General features: G+C 68.7%; 18 protein-coding genes. 14 read left to right on the top strand and 4 right to left on the bottom strand.

The features are described 5' to 3' along the window. Both EK403_RS23220 and EK403_RS13260 read left to right on the top strand, forming a co-directional pair. On the top strand, positions 1-276 hold a 276-nt coding region (locus EK403_RS23220), incomplete at its 5' end, for a glycine cleavage T C-terminal barrel domain-containing protein (protein ID WP_245479688.1). Positions 277-313: 37 nt separating this feature from the next. After that, positions 314-1,159: an EamA family transporter gene (locus tag EK403_RS13260; RefSeq protein ID WP_128777962.1), complete on the top strand. Its 846-nt coding sequence runs from the start codon at positions 314-316 to the stop codon at positions 1,157-1,159. A 167-nt stretch (positions 1,160-1,326) separates the two neighbouring features. Here the strand turns inward: EK403_RS13260 and EK403_RS13265 are convergent, their stop codons facing one another. Continuing rightward, positions 1,327-2,190: a LysR substrate-binding domain-containing protein gene (locus EK403_RS13265; RefSeq protein WP_164919598.1), complete on the bottom strand. Its 864-nt coding sequence runs from the start codon at positions 2,188-2,190 to the stop codon at positions 1,327-1,329. Positions 2,191-2,295: 105 nt separating this feature from the next. Between EK403_RS13265 and EK403_RS13270 the strand changes: the two genes are divergently transcribed. The 9 genes from EK403_RS13270 to ku (EK403_RS13310) all read left to right on the top strand — a co-directional run bounded on the left by EK403_RS13270 (position 2,296) and on the right by ku (EK403_RS13310) (position 14,422). Next, positions 2,296-3,441, top strand: coding sequence for a 2-aminoethylphosphonate--pyruvate transaminase (locus EK403_RS13270; protein WP_128777964.1), 1,146 nt, complete (start codon positions 2,296-2,298; stop codon positions 3,439-3,441). Between the two features lie 188 nt (positions 3,442-3,629). Continuing rightward, complete coding sequence (phnA, locus tag EK403_RS13275) at positions 3,630-4,871, top strand: phosphonoacetate hydrolase (RefSeq protein ID WP_128778036.1); 1,242 nt, start codon at positions 3,630-3,632, stop codon at positions 4,869-4,871. A gap of 4 nt (positions 4,872-4,875) precedes the next feature. Beyond that, positions 4,876-6,327 carry a phosphonoacetaldehyde dehydrogenase gene (gene phnY, locus EK403_RS13280; protein WP_128777965.1) on the top strand — a complete coding sequence of 484 codons (1,452 nt, stop codon included), beginning with the start codon at positions 4,876-4,878 and terminating at the stop codon, positions 6,325-6,327. Between the two features lie 110 nt (positions 6,328-6,437). Then, positions 6,438-7,466 carry a putative 2-aminoethylphosphonate ABC transporter substrate-binding protein gene (locus EK403_RS13285; RefSeq protein WP_128777966.1) on the top strand — a complete coding sequence of 343 codons (1,029 nt, stop codon included), beginning with the start codon at positions 6,438-6,440 and terminating at the stop codon, positions 7,464-7,466. A 211-nt stretch (positions 7,467-7,677) separates the two neighbouring features. Continuing rightward, positions 7,678-8,778, top strand: coding sequence for a putative 2-aminoethylphosphonate ABC transporter ATP-binding protein (locus tag EK403_RS13290; protein ID WP_128777967.1), 1,101 nt, complete (start codon positions 7,678-7,680; stop codon positions 8,776-8,778). Next, positions 8,775-10,493, top strand: a complete 1,719-nt coding sequence (locus EK403_RS13295) for a putative 2-aminoethylphosphonate ABC transporter permease subunit (RefSeq protein ID WP_128777968.1) — start codon at positions 8,775-8,777, stop codon at positions 10,491-10,493. Before EK403_RS13290 ends, EK403_RS13295 begins: the two co-directional genes overlap by 4 nt. Further along, complete coding sequence (pbfA, locus tag EK403_RS13300) at positions 10,490-11,872, top strand: (R)-1-hydroxy-2-aminoethylphosphonate ammonia-lyase (RefSeq protein ID WP_128777969.1); 1,383 nt, start codon at positions 10,490-10,492, stop codon at positions 11,870-11,872. The genes EK403_RS13295 and pbfA overlap by 4 nt, the downstream gene beginning before the upstream one ends. Before the next feature lie 30 nt (positions 11,873-11,902). Beyond that, positions 11,903-13,558, top strand: coding sequence for a Na/Pi cotransporter family protein (locus tag EK403_RS13305; protein WP_245479689.1), 1,656 nt, complete (start codon positions 11,903-11,905; stop codon positions 13,556-13,558). 54 nt (positions 13,559-13,612) lie between these two features. Further along, the gene (gene ku, locus EK403_RS13310; protein WP_128777970.1) at positions 13,613-14,422 is read left to right on the top strand and encodes a non-homologous end joining protein Ku; all 810 of its coding nucleotides are present in this window, start codon (positions 13,613-13,615) and stop codon (positions 14,420-14,422) included. Between the two features lie 114 nt (positions 14,423-14,536). On the opposite strand, the gene ligD is transcribed toward ku (EK403_RS13310), so the two are convergent. Together ligD and ku (EK403_RS13320) are read right to left on the bottom strand one after the other, a co-directional pair. Beyond that, the gene (gene ligD / locus EK403_RS13315; RefSeq protein WP_128777971.1) at positions 14,537-17,101 is read right to left on the bottom strand and encodes a DNA ligase D; all 2,565 of its coding nucleotides are present in this window, start codon (positions 17,099-17,101) and stop codon (positions 14,537-14,539) included. A 3-nt stretch (positions 17,102-17,104) separates the two neighbouring features. After that, positions 17,105-17,995, bottom strand: coding sequence for a non-homologous end joining protein Ku (ku, locus tag EK403_RS13320; protein WP_128777972.1), 891 nt, complete (start codon positions 17,993-17,995; stop codon positions 17,105-17,107). A gap of 176 nt (positions 17,996-18,171) precedes the next feature. Between ku (EK403_RS13320) and EK403_RS13325 the strand changes: the two genes are divergently transcribed. Both EK403_RS13325 and EK403_RS13330 read left to right on the top strand, forming a co-directional pair. After that, the gene (locus EK403_RS13325; RefSeq protein WP_206659546.1) at positions 18,172-18,945 is read left to right on the top strand and encodes an exodeoxyribonuclease III; all 774 of its coding nucleotides are present in this window, start codon (positions 18,172-18,174) and stop codon (positions 18,943-18,945) included. Positions 18,946-19,040: 95 nt separating this feature from the next. After that, entirely contained in the window at positions 19,041-21,110 is a 2,070-nt protein-coding gene (locus EK403_RS13330) for an NAD(+) synthase (protein WP_128777974.1), read from the top strand. Here EK403_RS13330 and EK403_RS13335 read toward each other — a convergent pair. Further along, positions 21,096-21,707, bottom strand: a complete 612-nt coding sequence (locus EK403_RS13335; protein ID WP_128777975.1) for a cysteine hydrolase family protein — start codon at positions 21,705-21,707, stop codon at positions 21,096-21,098. The two genes, EK403_RS13330 and EK403_RS13335, sit on opposite strands and share 15 nt — an antisense overlap. Positions 21,708-22,083: 376 nt before the next feature. Between EK403_RS13335 and kdpA the strand changes: the two genes are divergently transcribed. Continuing rightward, the gene (kdpA, locus tag EK403_RS13340; protein WP_128777976.1) at positions 22,084-23,793 is read left to right on the top strand and encodes a potassium-transporting ATPase subunit KdpA; all 1,710 of its coding nucleotides are present in this window, start codon (positions 22,084-22,086) and stop codon (positions 23,791-23,793) included. Positions 23,794-23,889 lie beyond the last annotated feature (96 nt).

Below are 23,889 nucleotides of genomic sequence, written 5' to 3' on the forward strand. Positions count from 1 at the left end.
ACTCCGTGGGGCGGCGAATTGCTGCTAGCCGACGGAGAGCCGGTCGGCGAGGTGACGTCCGCGGCCTATGGCGCCGCGCTCGGCGGGATCGTGGCGCTCGCGCGGATCAGGGCCGGCGAGCCGATCGATCAGGACTGGCTCGACGCACGGCGCTTCGCGATCGATGTCGCGGGCGAGATCGTGCCGGTGAGGGCGAGCCTTGAGCCGTTGCTCGGCGCAGGCGGGCTGGCGCAGACCGACGAGCCGCCGGCCGCGCCCCTGAGGAAGATCGCATGAGCCGGAGCCTGCGCGCGGCGTTCAGATCGGCCGACTGATGGAGCCGCACGTCTTCCTCGCGGTGCTGGCGGCGGCCGCCATGCATGCCGGCTGGAACGCCTTCCTCAAGCTCAGGATCGAGCCGTTCCTCGCCATGACGCTGGTGACGGCCGGCGCGGGCGTAGTCGGGGTCCCGGGCCTCGTCGCCTTCGGCGTCCCGAAAATCGAGGCGTGGCCGTGGCTGCTCGGCTCGATCGCGCTCCATCTCGGCTATTACATCGCCCTGACCGAGGCCTATCGGCGCGCCGACATGAGCCAGGTCTACCCGATCGCGCGCGGCGGGGCGCCGCTGGCGACGGCCTTCGCGAGCGTCGCGCTGCTGGGCCAGCCGCTCTCGGCGCAGCAGGCGGCGGGCGTCGCGGCGCTCGGCTGCGGCGTGATGATGATCTCGCTGCTCGGCCGCCGGAAGGGGCAGAGCTTCGACCCCGGCGCGCTCGGCTTTGCGGGCCTCACGGCGCTGACCATCTCGGGCTACACGCTGGTCGACGGCACGGGCGCGCGGATCGCCGGCGACCCGCACGCCTATTCGGCGACGCTGTTCGTGGTCGACGGCCTCCCGCTTCTCCTGTTCGCGCTGTGGAGGCGAGGCCTGCAGGGCCTCGCCCCGATGCGGCCCTATCTGCTGCAGGGCCTCGCGGGCGGCGCGATGTCGCTCGCCTCCTACTGGATCGCGATCTGGGCCATGACCGTCGCGCCGATCCCGCTGGTCGCGGCGGTCCGCGAGTCGAGCGTGCTGTTCGCCGCTCTGATCGCGGTGCTGGTCCTCAAGGAACCGCTTCAGTGGGGCCGCGCGGGGGCCGCGGTGGTGATCGTCTGCGCGCTGGTGCTGATGCGGACGGGGTGACGTTCCTACCCTCCCTGCCCCGCGGCAGCGGGGAGGGTGGCCCGGCGCGAAGCGCCGGGTCGGGAGGGGACTTGGAGCGTAGAGCTCGATCCTGCGCAATCCCCACCCGGCCGGGCTCCGCCCGTCCACCCTCCCCTTTGAAAGGGGAGGGAGCAGGGCGTGGCGCTCTATGCCTGCACCGCCTCCAAAAAGCTCCGCACCAGCGGGATGCGGCGGCGCTCTTCCAGGCACACGGCGTATTCGGCGACCGAGAGGTCCGCGCCGGTGATCTCGACCCGCCGGAGGCCTTCGCCTTCGCGGAACTCGTTCTCGAAGATCACGCCGATCCCGAAGCCGGTGATGACGGCGTCGCGCACCGCCTCGCGGGTCTGCACCTCGAGCAAATGGCCGGGCCTGACGCCGGCCTCGGCGAGCCGCGCCTCGAACACCTCGCGGGTCACCGAGCCGCGCTCGCGCAGCACCACGTCCTGGCCGACGAAGGCCTCGATCGGCGCGGCGTCGCGCCTCGCGAAGGGGTGGTCGGCGCGCACGAAGCCGACGAGCCGGTCCGAGCGCAGCCGGACGCTCAGGATGCGCGGGTCAGAAGTCTGCTTCGCCGTCACGGCCACGTCGGCCGAATAGTCCATGAGTTGCTGCAGCACGTCGGACGAGTTGCCGATGGTGAGCGAGAAGGTGAGGCCCGGATGCTTGTCCCGGATTCGCCCCAGCGCCGGCATGACATGGGTCGCGCTGTCGGCCGCGATCCTGAGATGGCCGCGCGACAGCGTCCGGACGCCGGCGAGCAGCGCCTCGGCCTCATCCTCGGCCGCGAACATCCGCGCCGTGATGACGAACAGGCTCTGGCCGAGCGGAGTCAGCCGCACGGTCCGGCCGACGCGGTCGAACAGGCGCACGCCATAGGCCTCCTCGAGGCCGCGCACCTGGGCCGACAGCGTCGGCTGGCTGACGTGACGGGCGCGCGCGGCCTTGGTGAAGCTGCCGGCCTGCGCCACCGCATGAAACGCCGAGAGCCCGGTTCCGCTGATCGCCATGCATAGAATTGATCTATGCATAGGATTGAAAGTCAATATTGGACCTATCGAAAGCTGCCGGGCTAGCCTCCTCCCGTGGTCAACGACGTAACCCGCGAGACCCCGATGCCCTCAGCCCCCCGCCCCGCCGCCTCCGTCACCGGCGACCCGCTGCTGCTCACGCCGGGGCCGCTGACGACCTCGAAGAGCGTCAAGGAGGTCATGGTCCACGACTGGGGGTCGCGCGACGCGACCTTCATCGCGATCAACAAGGCGGTGCTCGACGGGCTGCCCAGGATCATCCATGGCGAGGGCGAGTTCGTCACCGTGCCGATGCAGGGCTCCGGCACCTTCGCGGTCGAGGCGATGCTGACGAGCTTCGTGCCGAAGGGCGGCAAGGCGCTGGTGCTGGTCAACGGCGCCTACGGCCTGCGGGCGAAGAAGATCCTGGACGTCGCCGGCCGCGCCAATGTCGTGCACGAGACCGCGGAGGACACGCCGCCCGACCTCGCCGAGATCGAGCAGATCCTGACGAAGGACTCCGCCATCACCCATGTTTTCGCGGTGCATTGCGAGACGACGAGCGGCATCCGCAACCCGGTCGAGGCGGTCGCGGCGCTGGTCGCGCGGCTCGGCCGGCGCCTGCTGATCGACGCCATGAGCGCCTTCGGGGCGCTGCCGCTCGACGCCCGCGAGGTCGCGTTCGACGCGGTCGCGGCCTCGTCCAACAAATGCATCCAGGGCGTGCCCGGCCTCGGCTTCGTGCTGGCCCGCAAGGCCGCGCTCGAGGAGACCAAGGGCAACGCCACCACCCTGACGCTGGACCTCTACGACCAGCATCAGGCGATCTCGAAGACGGGACAGTACCGCTTCACGCCGCCGATCCACGTGATCGTGGCTTTCCATCAGGCGCTCCAGGAATTCTTCGCCGAGGGCGGCGTCGCGGGCCGCGGCGAGCGCTACGCCGAGAACGCCCGCATCCTGATTGACGGCATGGGCCGGCTCGGCTTCCGCACCCTGCTGCCAGCCGCGCGCCAGGCGCCGATCATCGTCACCTTCCACATGCCGAAGGACGAGGCCTTCGTGTTCCAGCGCTTCTACGACGCGCTGAAGGACCGCGGCTACGTGATCTACCCCGGGAAACTGACCGTCGCGGACAGCTTTCGCATCGGCTGCATCGGCGACCTCCACGCGAACGACATGAGCGCCTTCGTTGCGACGGTCGCCGAGGTGCTGGACGAGATGGGCGTCGGCCTCAAGTCGGCGGCGTGAACGAGACGCTCGGGGCGCGCCGACTGCGTGCTTCGAGACGGCTTCCTCCGGAAGCCTCCTCAGCATGAGGAGCGGGAGGATGCCAGGAGCAAACGTCCTCATCCTGAGGAGCCCGCGGAACGCGGGCGTCTCGAAGGACGCAGTTGGTCGATGCAGGGTTTCCTGAAGCGGGAGCTTCCGAAATGAACATGCATGTGAACATCGGCTCCGACGTCGTCGCCAACGGGCGCTCCTATCGCCGCCCCGAGAAGCCGGTCGTGGTGATCTGCCTCGACGGCTCCGAGCCCGGCTATATCGAGGCCGCGATCGAGGCCGGCCTCGCGCCGAACCTCGACCGGCTGATGAAGACCGGCGCGAACACAACCGCGCTCTCGGTCATCCCGAGCTTCACCAATCCCAACAATCTGTCGATCATCACCGGGCGTCCGCCGGCGGTGCACGGCATCGCGGGCAATTTCTTCTACGACCGGGAGGCCGGCGTCGAAGTCATGATGAACGACGCCAAGTTTCTGCGCGCCCCGACGATCTTGGCCGAGTTCCAGAAGGCCGGCATGAAGGTCGCCATGGTGACGGCCAAGGACAAGCTCAGGACGCTGCTCGGCAAGGGGTTGGACTTCACCTCCGGAACCGCGATCGCGTTCTCGTCGGAGAAGGCCGACAAGGCGAACCTTGCGGAGAACGGGATCGAGAACGTTCTCGACTTCGTCGGCCTGCCGCTGCCGGAGGTCTATTCGGCCGATCTCTCCGAGTTCGTGTTCGCCGCCGGCGTCAAGCTGCTGAAGACCTTCCGGCCGGACGTCATGTATCTCTCGACCACCGACTATGTGCAGCACAAGGCGGCCCCGGGGTCGAAGGTCGCGAACAGCTTCTACGAGATGTTCGACCGCTACGTCGGCGAGCTCGACACGCTCTCGACGCTTGTCATCACGGCCGACCACGGCATGAACGACAAGCATCTCGCGGACGGATCGCCGGACGTGATCTATCTGCAGGAGATCCTCGACAAGGCGCTCGGCGCCGGCGTGACCCGCGTGATCCTGCCGATCACCGACCCTTACGTCGCGCATCACGGCGCGCTCGGCTCCTTCGCCACCGTCTATGTCGACGGGCTGAAGAAATCGGCCGTCATCGAGATCGCCAAGGCGACCGAGGGCGTCACGGTCGCGATCCCGGCCGAGGAGGCTTGTCGCCGTTTTGAGCTGCCGGCCGACCGGATCGGCGACGTCGTCGTGCTCTGCGACCGCCACAAGGTGCTCGGGACGTCGGCCGCGAAGCACGATCTCTCTGGTCTCACCGAGCCGCTGCGCTCCCATGGCGGGCTGACCGAGCAGACCGTGCCGATGATCGCGAACCGCGCGATCGAGGTCCCGGCCGGCCGGACGCTGCGCAATTTCGACGTCTTCGACGTCGCCCTCAACCTGGTGCGGTGACCCCATGAACGCCAACGTCAAGCCGCCCTTCCGCCGCGAGTCGATGCGGATCGCGGGCAAGCTCGTGCAGACCGACGAGATCGTCGAGGTGTTCAACCCGTACGACAATTCGGTGGTCGGCACGGTGCCGGCCGCCCGCGCCGAGCACGTCCGTGACGCCTTCGCCAAGGCCCGCGCCTTCAAGCCGAAGCTTACCCGCTACGAGCGCCAGCAGATCCTTCAGAAGACCGCCGAACTGCTGCGCGACCGCAAGGAGGACTTCGCCCGCCTGATCACCGCGGAGTCCGGTCTCTGCTGGAAGGACTCGCTCTACGAGGCGTCGCGCGCCTACGACGTCTGGTCCTTCGCGGCCCAGCTCACGATCAAGGACGACGGCGAGATCTTCTCCTGCGACATCTCGCCGAACGGCAAGCAGCGTAAGATCTTCACCACCCGCACGCCGCTGCTCGGGGTGATCTCGGCCATCACGCCGTTCAACCACCCGCTCAACATGGTGAGTCACAAGCTCGCGCCTGCGATCGCGACCAACAACCGGCTGGTGCTGAAGCCCACCGAACTGACGCCGCTGACCGCGCTCGCGCTTGCCGACGTGCTCTACGAGGCGGGCCTGCCGCCCGAGATGCTGTCGGTCGTGACCGGCAACCCGTCGACCATGGGCGACGCCATGATCACCGACCCGGACGCCGACCTCGTGACCTTCACGGGCTCGGTCCGCGTGGGCAAGCACATCGCGGACAAAGCCGGCTACAAGCGCATCGTGCTGGAGCTCGGCGGCAACGACCCGCTGATCGTCATGGAGGACGCCGACCTCGACAAGGCGGCGGAGCTCGCCGTGACCGGCGCGACCAAGAATTCCGGCCAGCGCTGCACGGCCGTGAAGCGCATCCTGGTCGTGAAGTCCGTCGCCGACGAGTTCTCCAAGCTCGTTGTCGAGAAGGCCAGGAAGCTGAAGTCCGGCGACCCGATGGACCCGGCGACCGACGTCGGCTGCGTGATCAACGAGCGCTCCGCGATCCTGTTCGAGAACCGGGTCAACGACGCGGTCAAGCTCGGCGCCGAGATCCTCCATGGCGCCCCGCGCAAAGGCGCGCTGTTCGCCCCGACGGTCGTCGACAACGTGCCCTATGACTGCGAGCTCGTGCACGAGGAGACGTTCGGCCCGGTGATCCCGATCGTCCGCTGCCCGGACGACATCGCCGAGGTGATCCGCATCTCGAACTCGACCGATTTCGGCCTCTCCTCGGGCGTCTGCACCGACCGGCTCGACTACGTCTCGCGCTTCGTGGCCGAACTCGAGGTCGGCACGGTGAATGTCTGGGAGGTCCCGGGCTACCGGATCGAGATGTCTCCGTTCGGCGGCATCAAGGATTCCGGCCTCGGCTACAAGGAAGGCGTCGTCGAAGCGATGAAGAGCTTCACCAACGTCCGAACCTGGTCGATGCCCTGGGCGGTATAAGTTTAAGCACAGTGGTCAAAAACAGTTCTTGTCAATGAACTGTCATGAGGATTGAATAAAAGAGAGCATAAACTCAACCGCGACCCGCAACAAGGCGCTGATAGACAGGGATGACGACGGTGAAGACTTGGATTTTTGCAGGTCTGACGGCTGCGCTTGCGTTCGCGGCGCCGAACGCCGCGCTCGCGGACAAGACGAAGGTGACGGTCTACACCGCCCTTGAGAACGATCAGCTCAAGACCTTCAAGGCCGCGATCGAAACGGCGGTGCCGGACGCCGAGGTCGTGTGGGTCCGCGACTCCACCGGCGTCATCACGGCCCGGTTCCTGGCCGAGAAGGACAATCCGCGCGCCGACATGGTGATGGGCCTCGCGGCCTCCTCGCTGCTGATGTTCGAGAAGGCCGGGCTGCTCGAGCCCTACAAGCCCGCCGGCGCCGACAAGCTCAAGGAGGTCTTCCGGGACTCCAAGGAGCCCTATGCCTGGACCGGCATGGACGCCTATCTCGGCGCGATCTGCTTCAACACCGCCGAGGCCGGCGAGCTCGCGGCGCCGAAGTCCTGGAAGGACCTGCTGAAGCCGGACTTCAAGGGCAAGATCGTGATGCCACACCCGGCCTCCTCGGGCACCGGCTATCTGATGGTCGCGGGCTGGCTGCAGTCGATGGGCGAGGACGCCGGCTGGAAGTTCATGGACGGCCTGCACGAGAACATCGCGGCCTATCTGCATTCGGGCTCCGCGCCCTGCGTGCAGGCTGCGCGCGGCGAGCAGCTGGTCGGCCTCGCGCTCGACATGCGCGGCGCCTCCGAGAAGACCAAGGGCGCGCCGATCGAGGTCATCCTGCCGTCCGAGGGCGTCGGCTGGGAGATGGAGGCTTCCGCGATCGTGAAGGGCTCGAAGAACGCCGAGGTCGCGAAGAAGATCGCCGACTGGACCGCGACCGAGAACGCCAACAAGCTCTACGCCAAGACCTATGCGATCGTGGCCTATCCGGGCGCCGACAACCCGCCGCAGAACTATCCGGCGGGCGCCGAGAAGGCGATGATCAAGAACGACCTCGGCTGGATGGCCGACAACCGCGAGCGCGTGCTGGCCGAATGGTCCAAGCGCTACGAGTCCAAGGCCGCCCCGAAGAAGTGAGGCGACCCGGTCGCGGCGCGGCTCTTCACCTCTCCCCAGTGGGAGAGGTCGCGAGGCGAAGCCGAGCGGGTGAGCGGGAGCACGCTCTCCGGAAAGGGCGACGCCCCATCACCCGACGCTCCGCGCCGACCTCTCCCCGCCGGGGAGAGGTGAAGGCCGGAGCCCGATCCGAAAGCGCAAGGCGAACAGAAGCCATCTCAGGAGGTTGGCCATGACCGCATCCGAGGGCGTCGCAAATCCCTTTCTGAGCGTCCGCAAGCTCAACAAGCTGTTCGGGGCGTTCCACGCCCTGAAAGACATCGACCTCGACGTCGCGCGCGGCGAGTTCGTCTGCTTCCTCGGGCCGTCCGGCTGCGGAAAGACCACCCTGCTCCGCGCGATCGCGGGCCTCGACCCGCAGAATTCCGGGCAGATTACGATCGGCGGCCGCGACGTCTCGAACGCGCCGCCCTCCGAGCGCGACTTCGGCATCGTGTTCCAGTCCTACGCGCTGTTCCCGAACCTGACCGTCGCCAAGAACGTCGGCTACGGGCTGGTCAACCGCGGACGGCCGAGGGCCGAGATCGCGGCGCGCGTCGCCGAGCTCCTCGCGCTCGTCGGGCTGCCCGAGCAGGGCGAGAAATTCCCGGGCCAGCTTTCGGGCGGGCAGCAGCAGCGCGTCGCGCTCGCCCGGGCGCTCGCCACCTCGCCCGGCCTGCTGCTGCTCGACGAGCCGCTCTCGGCGCTCGACGCCAAGGTGCGGGTGAGGCTGCGCGACCAGATCCGCGCTCTCCAGCAGCAGCTCGGCGTCACCACGATCATGGTCACGCACGACCAGGAGGAGGCGCTCGCCATGGCCGACCGCATCGTGGTGATGAACCACGGCGTGATCGAGCAGATCGGCTCCCCCGCCGAGATCTACGGCGCGCCCAAGACTCCCTTCGTCGCGGACTTCGTTGGCCACATGACGTTCCTCGACGCCGTGGTGGCGGGGCCCGGCCGCGTCCGCGTGGGCGCGCTCGAATTCCTCGTCGCTGGCGACGCTGGACATCCCGCGGGCTCGTCCGTCCGGCTCGCCATGCGGCCCGAGACGGTGCGGACCCGCTCGATCCGCGACGACGAGCCGAACCGTTTCGAGGCGCGGATCGGCGAACTCGCCTTCCTGGGTTCGTTCTGCCGCGCCACGCTCGAGCCGACGGGCTCGGCCGGCTGCCGGATCACGGCCGAGTTCTCGGCCAACGCCATCCGCGATCTCGCGATCGCCGAGGGCCAGGTCCGGGCCGTGTCGTTCCCGCCGGAGTCGCTGCGGGTGTTCGCCGGCTTCCCGTCATGAGCGAGATCGCAGCGCGCATGGACGCCGCCGCCCGACCGCCGCTCGCCGTCCGCCGCCCCGCGATCGGTGAGCGCCAGGTCGCCGGCGCGCTGATCCTCGCGCTCTGCGCGCTGCTCGTCCTCATCATCGCGCTGCCGCTCTGGTCGCTGCTGTCGAAGAGCGTGCAGGACGTCGACGGAAACTTCGTCGGCGTCGCGAATTTCGTGACCTATGTCACGACCCCGACGCTGATGGCCTCGCTGTTCAACAGCGTCTTCGTCGCGACCGCCGCGACCGCCATCACGGTGCCGCTGGCCTTCCTCTACGCCTATGCGCTGACGCGCAGCCGCATGAAGCTGAAGGCCGTGTTCACCGCCGCGGCGCTGCTCCCGGTCTTCGCGCCCTCGCTGCTGTCGGGCCTCGCGCTGATCTATCTGTTCGGCAATCAGGGCATCCTCAAATCCTGGATGATGGGCGCCAAGCTCTACGGCCCGGTCGGCATCATCGGGGCCGAGGCGCTCTACACATTCCCGCACGCGCTGCTGATCCTGACCACCGCGCTCGCGCTCTCCGACGGCCGGCTGCGCGAGGCCGCAGAGGCGCTCGGGACGTCGCGAACGCGCATCTTCCGCACCATAACTTTGCCCGCGGCGCGCTACGGCCTGATCAGCGCGGTCTTCGTGGTCTTCACGCTGGTCATCACCGATTTCGGCATCCCGAAGGTGATCGGCGGCCAGTACGCGGTGCTCGCGACCGACGCCTACCGGCAGGTCGTCGGCCAGCAGAACTTCCCGATGGGCGCGGTGGTGGGCATCATCCTGCTGGTCCCCGCCATCGCCGCCTTCCTGGCCGACCGCGGCAGCCAGAAGCGGCAGAGCGCGATGCTCTCGGCCCGCGCCGTCCCCTACGAGCCGAAGCCCGACGCCCGGCGCGACTGGGGCCTGTTCGCCTATTGCCTGATCGTCGGCGGCGCGATCGTTGCGACCTACGGCGTCGCGGCCTGGGGCTCGTTCGTCAGCTACTGGCCCTACAATCTGTCGCTCACGCTCAAGAACTACGACTTCGCCGAGGTCGAGCCGAGCGGCTGGGACGGCTACTGGAACTCGCTGAAGCTTTCAGGCCTGACCGCCGTGATCGGCGCGGCCGTGATCTTTTCAGGCGCCTATCTGATCGAGAAGATCAAGGCGTTCCCGAAGCTCCGGGCGTTCGCGCATTTCCTCGCCATGCTGCCGATGGCGGTGCCGGGGCTCGTGCTCGGCCTCGGCTATGTGTTCTTCTTCAACGCCTCGTGGAACCCGCTCTCGGTGTTCTACGGCACGCTGACCGTGCTCGTGGTCAACTGCGTGGCGCATTTCTTCACGGTCGCGCACATCACCGCGCTCACCGCGCTCAAGCAGATCGACGGCGAGTTCGAGGCGGTCTCGGCCTCGCTGAAGGTCCCGTTCTGGACCACGTTCGGCCGCGTGACGGCGCCGATCTGCATGCCCGCGATCCTCGACATCGCCGTCTATCTGTTCGTCAACGCCATGACCACGGTTTCGGCCGTGATCTTCCTCTACGGCGCCGACACCAAGCTCGCCTCGATCGCGATCGTTCATATGGACGAGGCCGGCGCCGTCGCGTCGGCCGCCGCGATGGCGACCGTGATCATGGCGACCGCGATCGGCGTGAAGGTCCTGCACGTCGCGCTGACCGCGCTGGTGTTCGGCCGGCTGCAGCGCTGGCGGCGGCGATGAGCCCCAAGGCCCTCCGTTTGGTCGCGGAATCGGAGAGCGACACCAACCTGACGAGCCGCCGCGCCGAGTGGCAGCGGGCCGCGCTGGACGCCCCGAGCCGCGCGCTGCTCGCGCGCGACGAGGCGTCGTTCCTGCGCCAGTCGGTCTCGACGCCCTGCCTCAACGCGATCGCCAGGGCCGAGGGGATCTGGATCGAGGACGTCGCGGGCCGCCGCTACATGGATTTCCACGGCAACAACGTCCACCACATCGGCTACGGACACCCGCGGCTGAAGAAGGCGATCGCGGACCAGATGGACGCGCTGCCCTTCGCGCCGCGCCGCTACGCCTGCGAGCCCGCCGTGCTGCTCGCCGAGAAACTCGGGGCGATCACGCCGGGGACGCTGTCGAAGGTCCTGTTCACGACGGGCGGGTCGGACGCGATCGAGGTCGCGGTGAAGGTCGCGCGCGCCGCCACCGGCAAGACCAAGACGCTGTCCTTCTGGGACGCCTTCCACGGCGCCGGCACGGGGGCGGCCGCCATGTCGGGCGAGACGCTGTTCCGCTCAGGCCCCGCGGCCCCGATGGTCGCGGGCGCGCTCCACGTCGCGCCCTTCGGCGGCGGCGCGCGCTGCCCCTACGGGACAGCGACGCCCGAGGAGAGTGGCGAAGCCTGCGCGCGCATGATCGACTATGTGCTCGCCCGCGACCCGGACGTCGCGGCGCTGGTGGCGGAGCCCACGCGCGCGGTTCCTTACGTCGCGCCGCCGGGCTTCTGGCGGCAGGTCCGCGCGATCTGCGATCGCCACGGCGTGCTGCTGGTGTTCGACGAGATCCCGACCGGTCTCGGCAAGACGGGAAAAATGTTCTCCTGCGAGCATGACGGCGTCGCGCCCGACATCCTGGTGCTGGGCAAGGCGCTCGGCGGCGGCATCCTGCCGATCGCCGCGGTCGTCGCCCGCCCCGAGCTCGACGTCGCGGGCGACTGGGCGTTCGGGCACTACACCCACGAGAAGAACCCGGTCACGACCCGCGCAGCGCTGACCACGATCGAGATCATCGAGGACGAGGACCTGGTCGCCCGCGCGGCCGACGTCGGCGCCTATGCGCTGAAGCGGCTCCGCAACCTCCGCCCGCGCGCAGACGTCGTCCGCGACGTCCGCGGCCGCGGCCTGCTGATCGGCTTCGATCTCGTGCGGCCGGGGAGCCTGGAGCCCGACGCGGCGCTCGCCGAGGACGTGATGTATCGTGCGCTCGACCTCGGCCTGTCGTTCAAGACCACGATGGGCAGCGTCGTCACGCTGACGCCGCCGCTCACGACCACGCGCGACGAGATGGACGACGCGCTCGACCGGCTGGAGCAGGCGCTCGACGATGCGCTTGGGGCTCGGAGAGAGTGACCCACACGCTGGAGCCCGCATCCGCCTGACATGCAGATTTCCGCCACCCACGTCCTGATCGAACTGCTGGGCGAGATCGCGCTGCTGCTGTGGGGCGTGCATGTCGTGAACAAAGGCGTCCAGCGCGCCTTCGGCAGCCGGCTGCGCCACATGCTGGGCGAGGGCCTCAAGAACCGCGGGCGGGCCTTCCTGGCGGGGCTCGGCGTCACGGCCCTCCTGCAGTCCTCGACCGCCACCGCCATGATGATCGCGTCGTTCAGCGGCGCGGGCGCGGTCGGGCTCGCGCCGGCGCTCGCCATGATGCTCGGCGCCAATGTCGGCACGACGCTGATCGTCCAGATCGCGTCCTTCGACGTCTCCTACGTCTTCCCGCTGTTCCTGTTCGCAGGCGTCGTGGCCTACAGGCGGGCGCGCTCCAGCATGGTGCGGGACGTCGCCCAGACCGTGATCGGCCTCGGGCTGATGCTGCTCGCGCTCCATCTGATGCTCGCCACGCTCAGGCCGATCGAGGCCTCGGCGACGCTCAGGACCGTGCTCGGCGCGCTGACCGGGGAGCCGCTGATCGCGATCCTGATCGCGGCCGCGTTCAGCTGGGCGGCGCATTCCTCGGTCGCCGCCATGCTGTTCGTCATGTCGCTCGCCGCGGCCGGCGTGGTGGCGGACGAGGCGGCGCTCGCCATGGTGCTGGGCTGCAATCTCGGCAGCGCGCTCAACCCGATGATCGAGGCGCTGTCCGGCGAGCCCGCGAAGCTCCGCGCGCCGCTCGGCAATCTCGCGAACCGCATCCTCGGCTGCGCGATCGCGCTGCCCTTCGTGCCGCTTGCCGCCGAGGGGCTCGCACAAGTCACCGACGACCCGGCGCAGCGCGTGGCGCTCGCCCACCTCGTCTTCAACCTGGCGACGGCCGCGCTCTTCATCGGCGCGCTGCCCGCGATGGCCGATCTGCTGAAGCGGGCTCTCCCGGACCGCCCTGCCCCCGCCGACCCGTCGACGCCGCTCTATCTCGACGAGGCCGCGCTCTCGACGCCCTCGGTCGCGCTCGCCAACGCCGCCCGCGAGGTGCTGCGCATGGCCGACGTCGCCGAGGGCATGATCCGCGGCTCGCAGTCCGCCTTCGCGCATGACGACATGGGCGAGGTCCTGGCGGTCAGCCGCACCGACGACGTGCTCGACCGGCTCTACGACCGCATCCAGCTCTATATCGGCGCGATCGACCATGACGGGCTGAGCGAGAAGGAGACCGCGCGCGTGTTCGCGACGCTTGCGCTCGCCATAAACCTCGAGCACATCGGCGACATCGTCGACAAGAACCTGATGGAGATGGCGGCGCAGCGCATCAAGGACCGGCGCATGCTGCCGCCCGCCGCGATCCGCCGCATCGACGCCATGCATGCCCGGCTCTGCGAGCATCTGAGGCTCGCGGTCGCGGTCTTCATGTCGAACGACGCGCAGGCGGCCCGCCGTCTCGTCGCCGAGAAGGAGAGTTTCCGCGCGCTGGAGCGCGAGGCGACCGAGCGCCACTTCGCCGAGATGCGCTCCGGCAGCCCCGACCAGATCGAGACCAGCGCGCTGCAACTCGACATCACGCGCGACCTCAAGCGCATCGAGGCCCACATCGCCGCGACGGTCTACGGCCTGCTGGAGAAGAACGGCGACCTGCGCGCGAGCCGTCTCGCGCCGACATGAAGGAACCGAGAACCGTTCCCGCCTGTTTGTCCCGCTGAACTGGGGAGCGCGCAGATGGCCGGTCGATCCTTCTGGAAGGGATATCTGAAGCTCTCGCTCGTGACCTGCCCGGTCGCCATGACGCCCGCGACCTCGGAAAGCGAGAAGGTCCGCTTCCACACCCTCAACCGCGCGACCGGCAATCGCATTGTCAGCGAGTATGTCGACAGCGTCACGGGCGACCCGGTCGAGAGCGAGGACGAGGTCAAGGGCTACGAGCGCGGCGAGAACGACCACGTCATGCTGGAGGACGAGGAGCTCGACGCCGTCGCCCTCGACACCACGCACACGATCGACATCGAGATGTTCACGCCGCGCGATAGCGTCGGATGGATCTGGTACGACAAGCCGCATTACCTCGTGCCGAACGACAAGGTCGGCGAGGAGGCCTTCACGGTCATCCGCGAGGCGATGTCGGCGACCGGCACGGTCGGGATCTCGCGGGTCGTGCTCTACCGCCGCGAGCGGGCCGTTCTGCTCGAGCCGCGCGACAAGGGCATCGTGCTCTGGACGCTGCGCTACGGCGACGAGGTGCGCGACCCGAAGGACTATTTCGGCGGCCTCAGCGAGGGCAAGCAGGATCCGGCGCTGATGAAACTCGTCAAATCGCTGATCGACGAGCGCACGAAGCCCTGGTCCGCCGACATGGTGGACGACCCCGTGCAGGCCCGCCTGCTCGAGCTCATCCGCTCGAAGAAGAAGGGGGCTCGCAAGGTCGCGAAGCCGAAGGCCGAGCCCGCCCCGGAGCCCGGCGGCAACGTCATCAACATCATGGACGCCCTGCGGAAGAGCATCGAAGGGTCGAAGAAGGCGAAGTCGAAATAGGGTCGGCCAGCTGGCAGAAGCGTCATCGCCGGGCTTGACCCGGCGATCCATCAGGCGCGGACGCGCCCGGTTTGATGGATGCCCGGATCAAGTCCGGGCATGACGGCGCTTCCGCTAATTCGCCTTCCTGGTCTTCTTCGCCAGGGCTGCCTTGAGCGGCGCCGCCGCCGCGCGAAAATCCTCCCACGGGTCCTTGGGCAGCGCAGCGAGCCGAGTGGGCATGTTGTCGACGGTGAAATGCGCGGGGCCGATCTCCGGGCCGAGCTCGTCCCAGGCGAGCGGCGCGGAGACCGCGGCGCCCGGACGCGCCCGCGTCGAATAGGGCGCGACGGCGGTCGCCCCGCGGCCATTCCTCAGATAGTCGACCAGGATCTTGCCGCGGCGCTTGGCCTTCGAGACCGTCGCGACGTAGCGGTCCGGCTCGTCGGCGGCCATCGAATCGGCGACCGCCTTGGCGAAGGCCTTGACCTCCGGCCATTCGGCCCGCGGCTTCAGCGGCGCGACGACGTGCAATCCCTTTCCGCCCGAGGTCTTGACGAAGGCCTTCAGCCCCGCGGCCTCGAGCCGCCTCGCGACCTCGCGGGCGGCGTCGATGATGGCGGTCCATTCGACCCCCTCGCCGGGGTCGAGGTCCATGATGATCATGTCGGGCTTTTCGAGCGCCGCGTTCGTCGAGCCCCAGGGGTGGATCTCCAGCACGCCGCCCTGCACCAGGCCGAGCAGGCCTTCGCGGCTGTCGATGGTCAGCAGCGGCTCGTCGTCGGTCGGATCCTTCATCACCCCGATGTGCCGGTTCATGCCCTTCCAGGCATGCTTCTGGAAGAAGCACTGCTCGGTCACGCCGCCCGGGCAGCGAAGAAGAGCCAACGGACGGCCGACCACAAAGGGCGCGATACGCGGCCAGACCTCCATGTAATAGTCCGCGAGGCCCTGCTTGGTGACGCCGCTCTCGGGCCAATAGACCCGGTCGGGATGCGTCAGCTTGACCTGAGGCGCGGCGACGGACGGAGCGCCCGTCTCCGGCGCTGTCTCGCGCGCCACCTCTTCGGCGGGTTTGTCCTCCCTGAGGCCCCGGAAGGCCGCGTGGCGCAAATGATGGTCGCCGGTCCAGGCGCGGAACTCGATCTCCGCGACGAGCTCCGGCCGGACGAAGCGCAGGCCGCGGGCCTCGTCGGCCGTCAGTTTGCCGGCGAAGGGAGACTTCTTGGTCTCGATGGGCTGCAGCTTCTGGAAGAGGTCCTTCGAGACCTTGACCGAGAAACCGGTGCCGACCCGGCCGACATGTTCGAGCTTGCCGTCCTCATGGGCGCCGAGCGCGAGCGAGCCGATCGCATTGTTCGTGACGCTGGACGGCGCGTAGCCGCCGATCACGAACTCCTGGCGGTGCGAGCATTTCGACTTGATCCAGCCGCGGCCGCGACCCGAGACGTAAGGCCCGTCGCGATCCTTGGAGACCACGCCCTCGAGGCTCAGCCGGCAGGCGTGCTGCAGCACGAGGTCGCCGTTCTCCTCGAAATGCTCGCTCAACTTGATGGTCGGCCCCGCTCCCTCGACCAGCCTGGCGAGCGCCTCCTTCCGGTCGATCAGCTTCGAGGCCCTGAGATCGTAGCCGTCGAGATAGAGCAGGTCGAAGACATAGAACACGAAATGGTCCGGCCGCCCCTCGCTCAGCGCCTCCTGGAGCGCGGAAAAGTCGGACGCGCCCGACGCGTTCTCGACGATGAGTTCGCCGTCGATCATCGCCGTCTCGACGGGAAGCCCCCGCAGCACCTCGACCACGGCCTTTCCAAATCTGTGGGTCCAGTCCAGGCCGCTGCGAGTGAGGAGCCGGACTTCTCCGCGCTCGATCCGCGCGAGCAGCCGATAGCCGTCGAACTTGATTTCGTGGATCCATTTCGACCCCGCCGGCGCCTTGGGCGCCAGCGTCGCGAGCGTCGGCGCGACGAAGCCGGGCATATCGCCGGCCTTCGACTTGCGGATCTTCGCAGGGTCGAGCCGGGGGCCCTTCCCGGCCGGTTCGGAAGCTTGCGGGGCCGCGGCGGTCCTGCCCTTGGCCGAGCCGTTCGACTGTTTCTTGCCGATCCTGCCGGTCTTCGACGACCAGCCGGGCGACTCTCCCGCCACCTCTTCGACGAGGCGGCCGGTCTTCACCGATTCCGGCCGCTCCTCGAGGATGTCCGGGTCGGCCTCGCCGCGCGCCGCCTTGTCGTCGCCCTTGATGAGCAGCCAGTTCTCGCGCTTTTCGCCGCGCTTTCCCGCCATGCGCACGAGATGCCAGCGGCCATGGAGCTTCTCCCCGTGGAGCTCGAATTCGAGATGGCCCTTCTTGTAGCCGCGCGCCGGATCGCCGATCGGCGACCAGCTGCCCCGGTCCCACAGGATCACGGTTCCGCCGCCATACTCGCCTTTGGGGATCGTGCCCTCGAAGGTCCCGTATTCGATCGGGTGGTCTTCGACATGGACCGCAAGGCGCTTCTCGCCCGGCACCAGGCTCGGCCCCTTGGTCACGGCCCAGCTCTTCAGAACGCCGTCCATCTCGAGCCGGAGATCGTAGTGCAGCCGGGTCGCGTCGTGCTTCTGGATGAGGTAGCCGTCGCCGGTCCCGAGCGCGGCCTCCGAGCCCGACGGCTCGCTGGTCTTCTTGAAGTCGCGCTTGCGCCTGTAGGTCTCGAGCGCCATCGGTCAGCTCGCCTTGCGCCGCTCGGCGCCGCCGCTCTTTCGCGCCGGCGCTTTGCGCGGGGACGGCTTCTTCTTCGCGCCGGACGATTTTTGGCCGGGAGCCGCTTTCGACGACCCCGCGCCCATGCCCGCGCTCTGCCTGAGCGCTTCCATGAGGTCCGTGACCTTGGCCGGCGCCCTGGGCTTGCGCGGCGTGATCTTGCGACCCTCGATCTTGGCCTTCACGAGATCGGCCAGCGCCGCCTCGTAGCGGTCCTCGAACTTGGTCGGGTCGAACTCGCCCCGCTTGGTCGAGATGATGTGCTTGGCGAGGTCCAGCATCTCGTCCGCGATCTTGGTCTTGGGCAGGCCGCTGAACGCCTCCGCCGAGGAGCGCACCTCGTAGTCGAAGTTGAGCGTGGTGGCGATCAGTCCGGGCCCGTGCGGCCGGATCAGCACCGTCCGCTCGCGGCGGAACAGCACCGTGCGGGCGAGCGCCGCGACCTTCTTGGCGCGCATGCCCTCGCGGATCAGCCCGAAGGCCTCCTGGGCCGCCTTGTCGGTCGGGGCGAGGTAATAGGGCTTGTCGAAATAGACGTCGTCGATGTCGTCGCAGGCGATGAAGGCGTCGACCGACAGCGTCTTGTCGCTCTCGGGCACCGTGGCCGCGACCTCGTCGGGCTCCAGCACCACATATTCGCCGGACGACACCTCGAATCCCTTCACCTGGTCGTCATGCTCGACCGGCTTGCCGGTTTGCGAGTCGACGTAGCGCCGGCGCACGCGATTGCCGGTCTCGCGGTTCAGCGTGTGGAAGGCGATGCGGTCGGAGGTCGAGGCGGCGGTGTAGAGCGCGACCGGGCATGTCACTTCGCCGACCTTCAGAAAGCCCTTCCAGTTCGCTCTCGCCGCCACGCCACGCTCTCCCGCTGACGACTCGAAACGCCACGCTCGAACAGCAAGTTCCGACTCAGAATTCAACGGTTTTGGCGATCAGGAACCAGCGATCCGGCCAATCGGTTTTCGAAGGCGGCCGCGGCGCTCTCGCCGGCGACGCCCGGCTCACGACACGACATGGGACGCCGTCCGCCTTGAGGATCGCAACGTACAACGTCAACGGGATCAACGGTCGGCTCCCGATCCTGCTCGCCTGGCTCGAGGAGGCGCGGCCGGACGTCGTGTGCCTGCAGGAGTTGAAGGCGCCCCAGGGCAAGTTCCCCGAAACCGCGATCCTTAAGGCGGGCTACGACTCCGTCTGGCTCGGGCAGAGCCGGTGGAACGGCGTCGCGATCCTCGCCCGCGGCGCCGGGCCGATCGAGACGCGGCGCGGTCTGCCGGGGGACCCACAGGACGATCAGAGCCGGTACATCGAGGCCGCGGTGAACGGCGTGCTGATCGGCTGCCTCTATGCGCCCAACGGCAATCCCGCGCCGGGGCCGAAATTCGACTACAAGCTCGACTGGCTCGCGCGCCTCGGCCGGCACGCCGCCCAACTGATGGCCGCAGAGCTGCCGGTCGCCCTCGTCGGCGACTTCAACGTCATTCCGGCGGAGATCGACGTCTACCGGCCCGAGCGCTGGCTGGACGACGCGCTGTTCCGGACGGAGGCGCGCGCCGCGTTCGCGGACCTGCTCGCACAAGGCTGGACCGACGCCCTCCGCGAACTCCACCCGGACGAGCGGATCTATACGTTCTGGGACTATCTCCGGAACGCCTGGGGGCGCGACGCCGGGCTGCGCCTCGACCATCTGCTGCTGAGCCCCGCGATCGCGGACCGGCTCGAAGCGGCGGGCGTCGACCGGCATGTCCGCGGCCGCCCTGGCGCCAGCGACCATGCGCCGGCCTGGATCGAGCTCGCGGATTAAGCACAGGTCGAGGCGCGCGCCACATAAGCGCCGGACATGCGATAATGTCGATCCGAGAAGCGGCGCCGGCCGCGGAAGGCCGAAGAGAGCGTTGAATGGCGTCTGAGTCGTTCTTTTCCGCGCGCAGGCACGGCTTCGTGCGCGTGGGCGTCGCGACGCCGCGCGTTGCGGTCGCGGACCCCGCGCGCAACGCCGCGGCCGCCATCGAACTGGCCGAGCGCGCCGCTTCCGGCGGCGCCGACCTGCTGATCTTTCCCGAACTCAACGTCTCGGGCTATGCGATCGACGACCTGCATCTGCAGGAGGCGCTGCTCGACGGGGTCGAACAGGCGCTCGCCGAGATCGCCGAGCGCTCGCGCGACCTGAGCCCGGTCCTGCTTGTCGGCGCGCCCGTCCGCCGCAACGGCCGGCTCTACAATTGCGCGGTCGCGATCGCGCGCGGCGCGATCCTTGGTGTGGTGCCGAAGACCTTCCTGCCGAATTACCGGGAATATTACGAGAAGCGGTGGTTCGCCTCCGGCGCGGGTCTGACGGGACTTTCGATCGACGTCGCGGGCCAGACCGCGCCTTTCGGAGCGGACCTGCTGTTCGAGGCGACCGACCTTCCCGGCTTCCGCTTCCATGTCGAGCTCTGCGAGGACTATTGGGCGCCCGCCCCGCCCTCGACCCGCGGCGCGCTCGCGGGGGCGCTGATCCTCTGCAACCTCTCGGCCTCCAACATCACGGTCGGCAAGGCCGAGGACCGCTCGCTGCTGTCGGCCGTACAGTCGATGCGCTGCGTCGCGGCCTACGCCTATTCGGCCGCCGGCGCGGGGGAAAGCACCACAGACCTCGCCTGGGACGGCCAGGGCTCGATCCACGAGCTCGGCGAGTTGCTGGCGCAGTCCGAGCGCTTCTCGACCGAGCCGCAGCTCATCATGGCCGACGTCGACGTCGAGCGGCTGAGGCTCGAGCGCATGCGCTTCGGGACCTTCAACGACGCCGCCGCGCTTGAGGGGCATCCGGAGACCACGTTCCGGACGGCGAGGTTCGAGCACCGGCCGGACTTCTCCGATCAGGGCCTAGTGCGCGCGGTCCGCCGCTTCCCTTACGTGCCGGACGCGGCCTCGCGGCTCGATCAGGACTGCTACGAGACCTTCAACATCCAGGTCCACGCGCTGATCCAGCGCTTCAAGGCGACGTCCGGCCAGACGATGGTGATCGGCGTCTCGGGCGGCCTCGATTCGACCCAGGCCCTCATCGTCGCCGCAAAGGCCTGCGACCTCATCGGCCTGCCGCGCTCCTCGATCCTCGGCTTCACCATGCCGGGCTTCGCGACCGGCGAGGAGACCAAGCGCAACGCCTGGCGGCTGATGCGCGCCCTTGGGGTGACGGCTGAAGAAATCGACATCCGCCCGGCCGCCCTGCAGATGCTCGCCGACATGGGCCACCCCTTCGCGCGCGGCGAGAAGGTCTACGACATCGCCTTCGAGAACGTGCAGGCGGGCCTGCGCACCGATTACCTGTTCCGGCTCGCCAATCAGCGCCGCGGCTTCGTGATCGGGACGGGCGATCTCTCGGAGCTCGCGCTCGGCTGGTGCACCTATGGAGTCGGCGACCAGATGAGCCATTACGCGGTCAATTCCGGGCTCGCCAAGACGCTGATCCAATACCTGATCCGCTGGACAGTCAGCACGAAGCAGTTCGACGACGAGACGTCTTCGGTGCTCGAGGCGATTCTCGACACCGAGATCTCGCCAGAGCTCGTGCCGGCCGACGAGAGCGGCGCGATCCAGAGCACGCAGGGCAAGATCGGGCCTTATGAGCTGCACGACTTCTTTCTGTTCCACACGCTCCGCTACGGGCTGCCGCCGTCCAAGATCGCGTTCCTCGCCTGGCACGCGTGGCGCGACGCCTCGGCGGGCGCCTGGCCGACCGGTTTCCCCGCGGCCGCGAAGAACGCCTACGACCTCGCGACCATCGCCAAATGGCTCGAGGCGTTCCTGCGGCGGTTCTTCGAGACCAGCCAGTTCAAGCGCAGCGCCATTCCCAACGGGCCGAAGATCTCGTCGGGCGGCGCGCTGTCGCCGCGCGGCGACTGGCGCGCGCCCTCGGACTCGCGCGCCGACGCCTGGCTCGCCGAGCTCCGCGCGGCGCTGCCGCCGGAGGCCTCAGCCCCCGGCTGATCTCTCCCAGGCCGCCAGAACGGTTTCGGCGTCGGTCAGAACGACCTGCTGGCTGAAGCGGCCTGCGTAGACCGACATCAGCGCGTCATGGGTCTCGTCGGCCGAGCTGCAGAGCGCATCCTTGGGCAGCACGACGAAATAACCGTGGTCGACCGCCGACAGGACCGCCGACAGCACGCAGACGTCGGTCTCGGCGCCTGTGATCACGAGCGTGTCGACCCCGCGGGCGCGGAGCGCTGCGTGAAGATCGGTCTTCCAGAAGGGCGAGAAGGCCGGCTTGTCCAGCGTCATGGCGGGCGGAACCAGGCGCCGCAGCGGGTCCACGAGCTCGATCAGCGAATGATCGATCCGCTCCAGCGTGAACGAGCTCCAGCGCTCGAAATAGGCGGCCCACGCCCCTGGAGCCGCCTCGCGGTTCGCGGGTGGGATGAAGCGGGTGAAGATCGTCTCGGCAGCGTGGCGCCCCGCGATCTCGGCGGCCACCGGCAAAACCCGATCCATCCACGGGGTCCGCCACTCCGTGTCCTCGGCGAACATCCTCTGCATGTCGACGCAGAGGTGGAACGGGGTGCGGCCGGAGAGGTCGAGCGCGTCCATCGGATCGTCCTTTGCGTCCTCGATGAGTCAGGCGTCGGGGCGCGCATCCCAACGCTTTCCCAACGCGAAGGCTCCTCAAGCCCTCTTAAAGCCCAACAGGCCGAGGGATCATCTCCTCCCCGCGGCGCCCGGATCGCCGCGAGGAGCACGACCCATGACGGATCTGTTGATGCTGGCGGGCGGGATCGCGGCGTTCGCCGCGCTAGCGGCCTACGCCGCCGGCTGCGAGAGGCTCTGAGCGCGATGACGGCTCTCGGCCTTCCGCTCCTCGACCTCGTGCTAGGCGCCGCCGTGGCGTTCGCCGCGACCGCGGTGTTCGTCGCCGCGCTGCTGCGGCCCGAGCGATTCTGAGCCGCTCTCAATCGAGACAACCGACATGACCTTCAACGGCTGGATGCAGATCGCGCTGTTCTGCGCGATCGTCCTCGCTCTCGCCCGTCCGCTGGGCGGCTTCCTCACGCGCGTCTATGCGGGCGAGCGGACCTTTCTTCACCCCGTCCTCGCGCCGGTGGAACGAGGCTTCTACCTGCTTGCGGGCGTCAGGTGCGAGGCCGAGCAGGGCTGGCGGAGCTACGCGGTCGCCATGCTCGCCTTCAACCTCCTGGGCTTTCTGCTGGTTTATGGCGCCTTGCGCCTGCAGGGCGCGCTGCCGCTGAACCCGCAGGGCTTCGCAGGCGTGACGCCCGACCTCGCGCTCAACACCGCGGTCTCCTTCGTCACCAACACCAACTGGCAGTCCTATGGCGGCGAGGCGACGATGTCCTACGGCTCGCAGATGTGGGCGCTGACCGTGCAGAACTTCCTGTCGGCCGCGACCGGCATGGCGCTCGCGGTCGCGCTGATCCGCGGCTTCGCGCGGCGCTCCGCCAAGGAGATCGGCAATTTCTGGACGGATCTGACGCGCTCAATCCTCTATGTGCTGCTGCCCCTCTGCGTCGTGCTGGCGCTCGTCTATGTGGCGATGGGCGTGCCACAGACGCTGCAGCCTTACGTGACCGCGAAGACCCTCGAAGGCGCCGACCAGACGATCGCGCTCGGGCCGGTCGCGAGCCAGCTCGCGATCAAGATGCTCGGCACAAACGGCGGCGGCTTCTTCAACGCGAACTCCGCCCATCCGTTCGAGAACCCCTCGGCGCTCGCGAACCTCGTCCAGATGGTCTCGATCTTCGCGGTCGGCGCGGCGCTCACCAACGTCTTCGGCCGCATGGTCGGAGACGAGCGCCAGGGCTGGGCCATCCTCGGAGCGATGGGGGCGCTGTTCCTCGCCGGCGTCGCCATGGTCTACTGGGCGGAGGCCGGCGCCAACCCGATCCACGCCGCGCTCGGCCTCGATCCCGCCGGCGGCAACATGGAGGGCAAGGAGGTCCGCTTCGGGATCGCGCTCTCGGCGCTGTTCGCGGTGATCACCACCGCGGCCTCGTGCGGCGCCGTGATCGCGATGCACGACTCCTTCTCGGCGATCGGCGGGATGATCCCGATGGTCAACATGCAGCTCGGCGAGGTGATCGTCGGCGGCGTGGGCGCGGGCCTCTACGGCGTCCTGCTGTTCGCGATCGTCGCCGTGTTCGTCGCCGGTCTGATGGTCGGCCGCACCCCCGAATATGTCGGCAAGAAGATCGAAGGCCGCGAGGTGAAGCTCACCATGCTGGCGCTGCTCTGCTCGCCGGCCGCGACGCTCCTCGCGCTTGGCGTCGCCTCCGTCAGCCCACTTGGGCTCGCAGGGCTCCAGGAGAGCGGCCCGCACGGCTTCTCGGAGATGCTCTACGCCACGACCTCGGCGGCGGCGAACAACGGCTCGGCCTTTGCGGGGCTGACGGCCAACAGCCCGTTCTGGAACGTGCTGCTCGCCGCCGGGATGATGATCGGCCGGTTCGCGCTGATCGTGCCGATGCTCGCGGTGGCGGGGTCGCTTGCGGCCAAGGGCAAGGTCCCGCCCTCGGCCGGCACCTTTCCGACCTACGGGACGCTGTTCGTGGGCCTGCTGGGCGGCGTGATCCTGATCGTCGGCGGCCTCACCTATTTCCCGGCGCTGACGCTCGGCCCCGTGGCGGACGCCTTCGCGACCGCCGCCGGGACCACCTACTGAGCGCCGGGCCATGCGGTCGCTCCGCTCCCCCTTTCCCCCCGCCCGCTTCCGGACCGGCGCGGCCCCTCCGGGCCGCCCCGGAACGGCGGGCGGGCC

Source organism: Hansschlegelia zhihuaiae (assembly GCF_004103825.1).
Taxonomy (GTDB): Bacteria; Pseudomonadota; Alphaproteobacteria; order Rhizobiales; family Methylopilaceae; genus Methylopila; species Methylopila zhihuaiae.

Coding starts and splice junctions, on each gene's coding strand:
- EK403_RS13260 (WP_128777962.1), top strand. CDS start 314: ATGGAGCCGCACGTCTTCCTCGCGGTGCTGGCGGCGGCCGCCATGCAT.
- EK403_RS13265 (WP_164919598.1), bottom strand. CDS start 2,190: ATGGCGATCAGCGGAACCGGGCTCTCGGCGTTTCATGCGGTGGCGCAG.
- EK403_RS13270 (WP_128777964.1), top strand. CDS start 2,296: ATGCCCTCAGCCCCCCGCCCCGCCGCCTCCGTCACCGGCGACCCGCTG.
- phnA (WP_128778036.1), top strand. CDS start 3,630: ATGCATGTGAACATCGGCTCCGACGTCGTCGCCAACGGGCGCTCCTAT.
- phnY (WP_128777965.1), top strand. CDS start 4,876: ATGAACGCCAACGTCAAGCCGCCCTTCCGCCGCGAGTCGATGCGGATC.
- EK403_RS13285 (WP_128777966.1), top strand. CDS start 6,438: ATGACGACGGTGAAGACTTGGATTTTTGCAGGTCTGACGGCTGCGCTT.
- EK403_RS13290 (WP_128777967.1), top strand. CDS start 7,678: ATGACCGCATCCGAGGGCGTCGCAAATCCCTTTCTGAGCGTCCGCAAG.
- EK403_RS13295 (WP_128777968.1), top strand. CDS start 8,775: ATGAGCGAGATCGCAGCGCGCATGGACGCCGCCGCCCGACCGCCGCTC.
- pbfA (WP_128777969.1), top strand. CDS start 10,490: ATGAGCCCCAAGGCCCTCCGTTTGGTCGCGGAATCGGAGAGCGACACC.
- EK403_RS13305 (WP_245479689.1), top strand. CDS start 11,903: ATGCAGATTTCCGCCACCCACGTCCTGATCGAACTGCTGGGCGAGATC.
- ku (WP_128777970.1), top strand. CDS start 13,613: ATGGCCGGTCGATCCTTCTGGAAGGGATATCTGAAGCTCTCGCTCGTG.
- ligD (WP_128777971.1), bottom strand. CDS start 17,101: ATGGCGCTCGAGACCTACAGGCGCAAGCGCGACTTCAAGAAGACCAGC.
- EK403_RS13330 (WP_128777974.1), top strand. CDS start 19,041: ATGGCGTCTGAGTCGTTCTTTTCCGCGCGCAGGCACGGCTTCGTGCGC.
- EK403_RS13335 (WP_128777975.1), bottom strand. CDS start 21,707: ATGGACGCGCTCGACCTCTCCGGCCGCACCCCGTTCCACCTCTGCGTC.
- kdpA (WP_128777976.1), top strand. CDS start 22,084: ATGACCTTCAACGGCTGGATGCAGATCGCGCTGTTCTGCGCGATCGTC.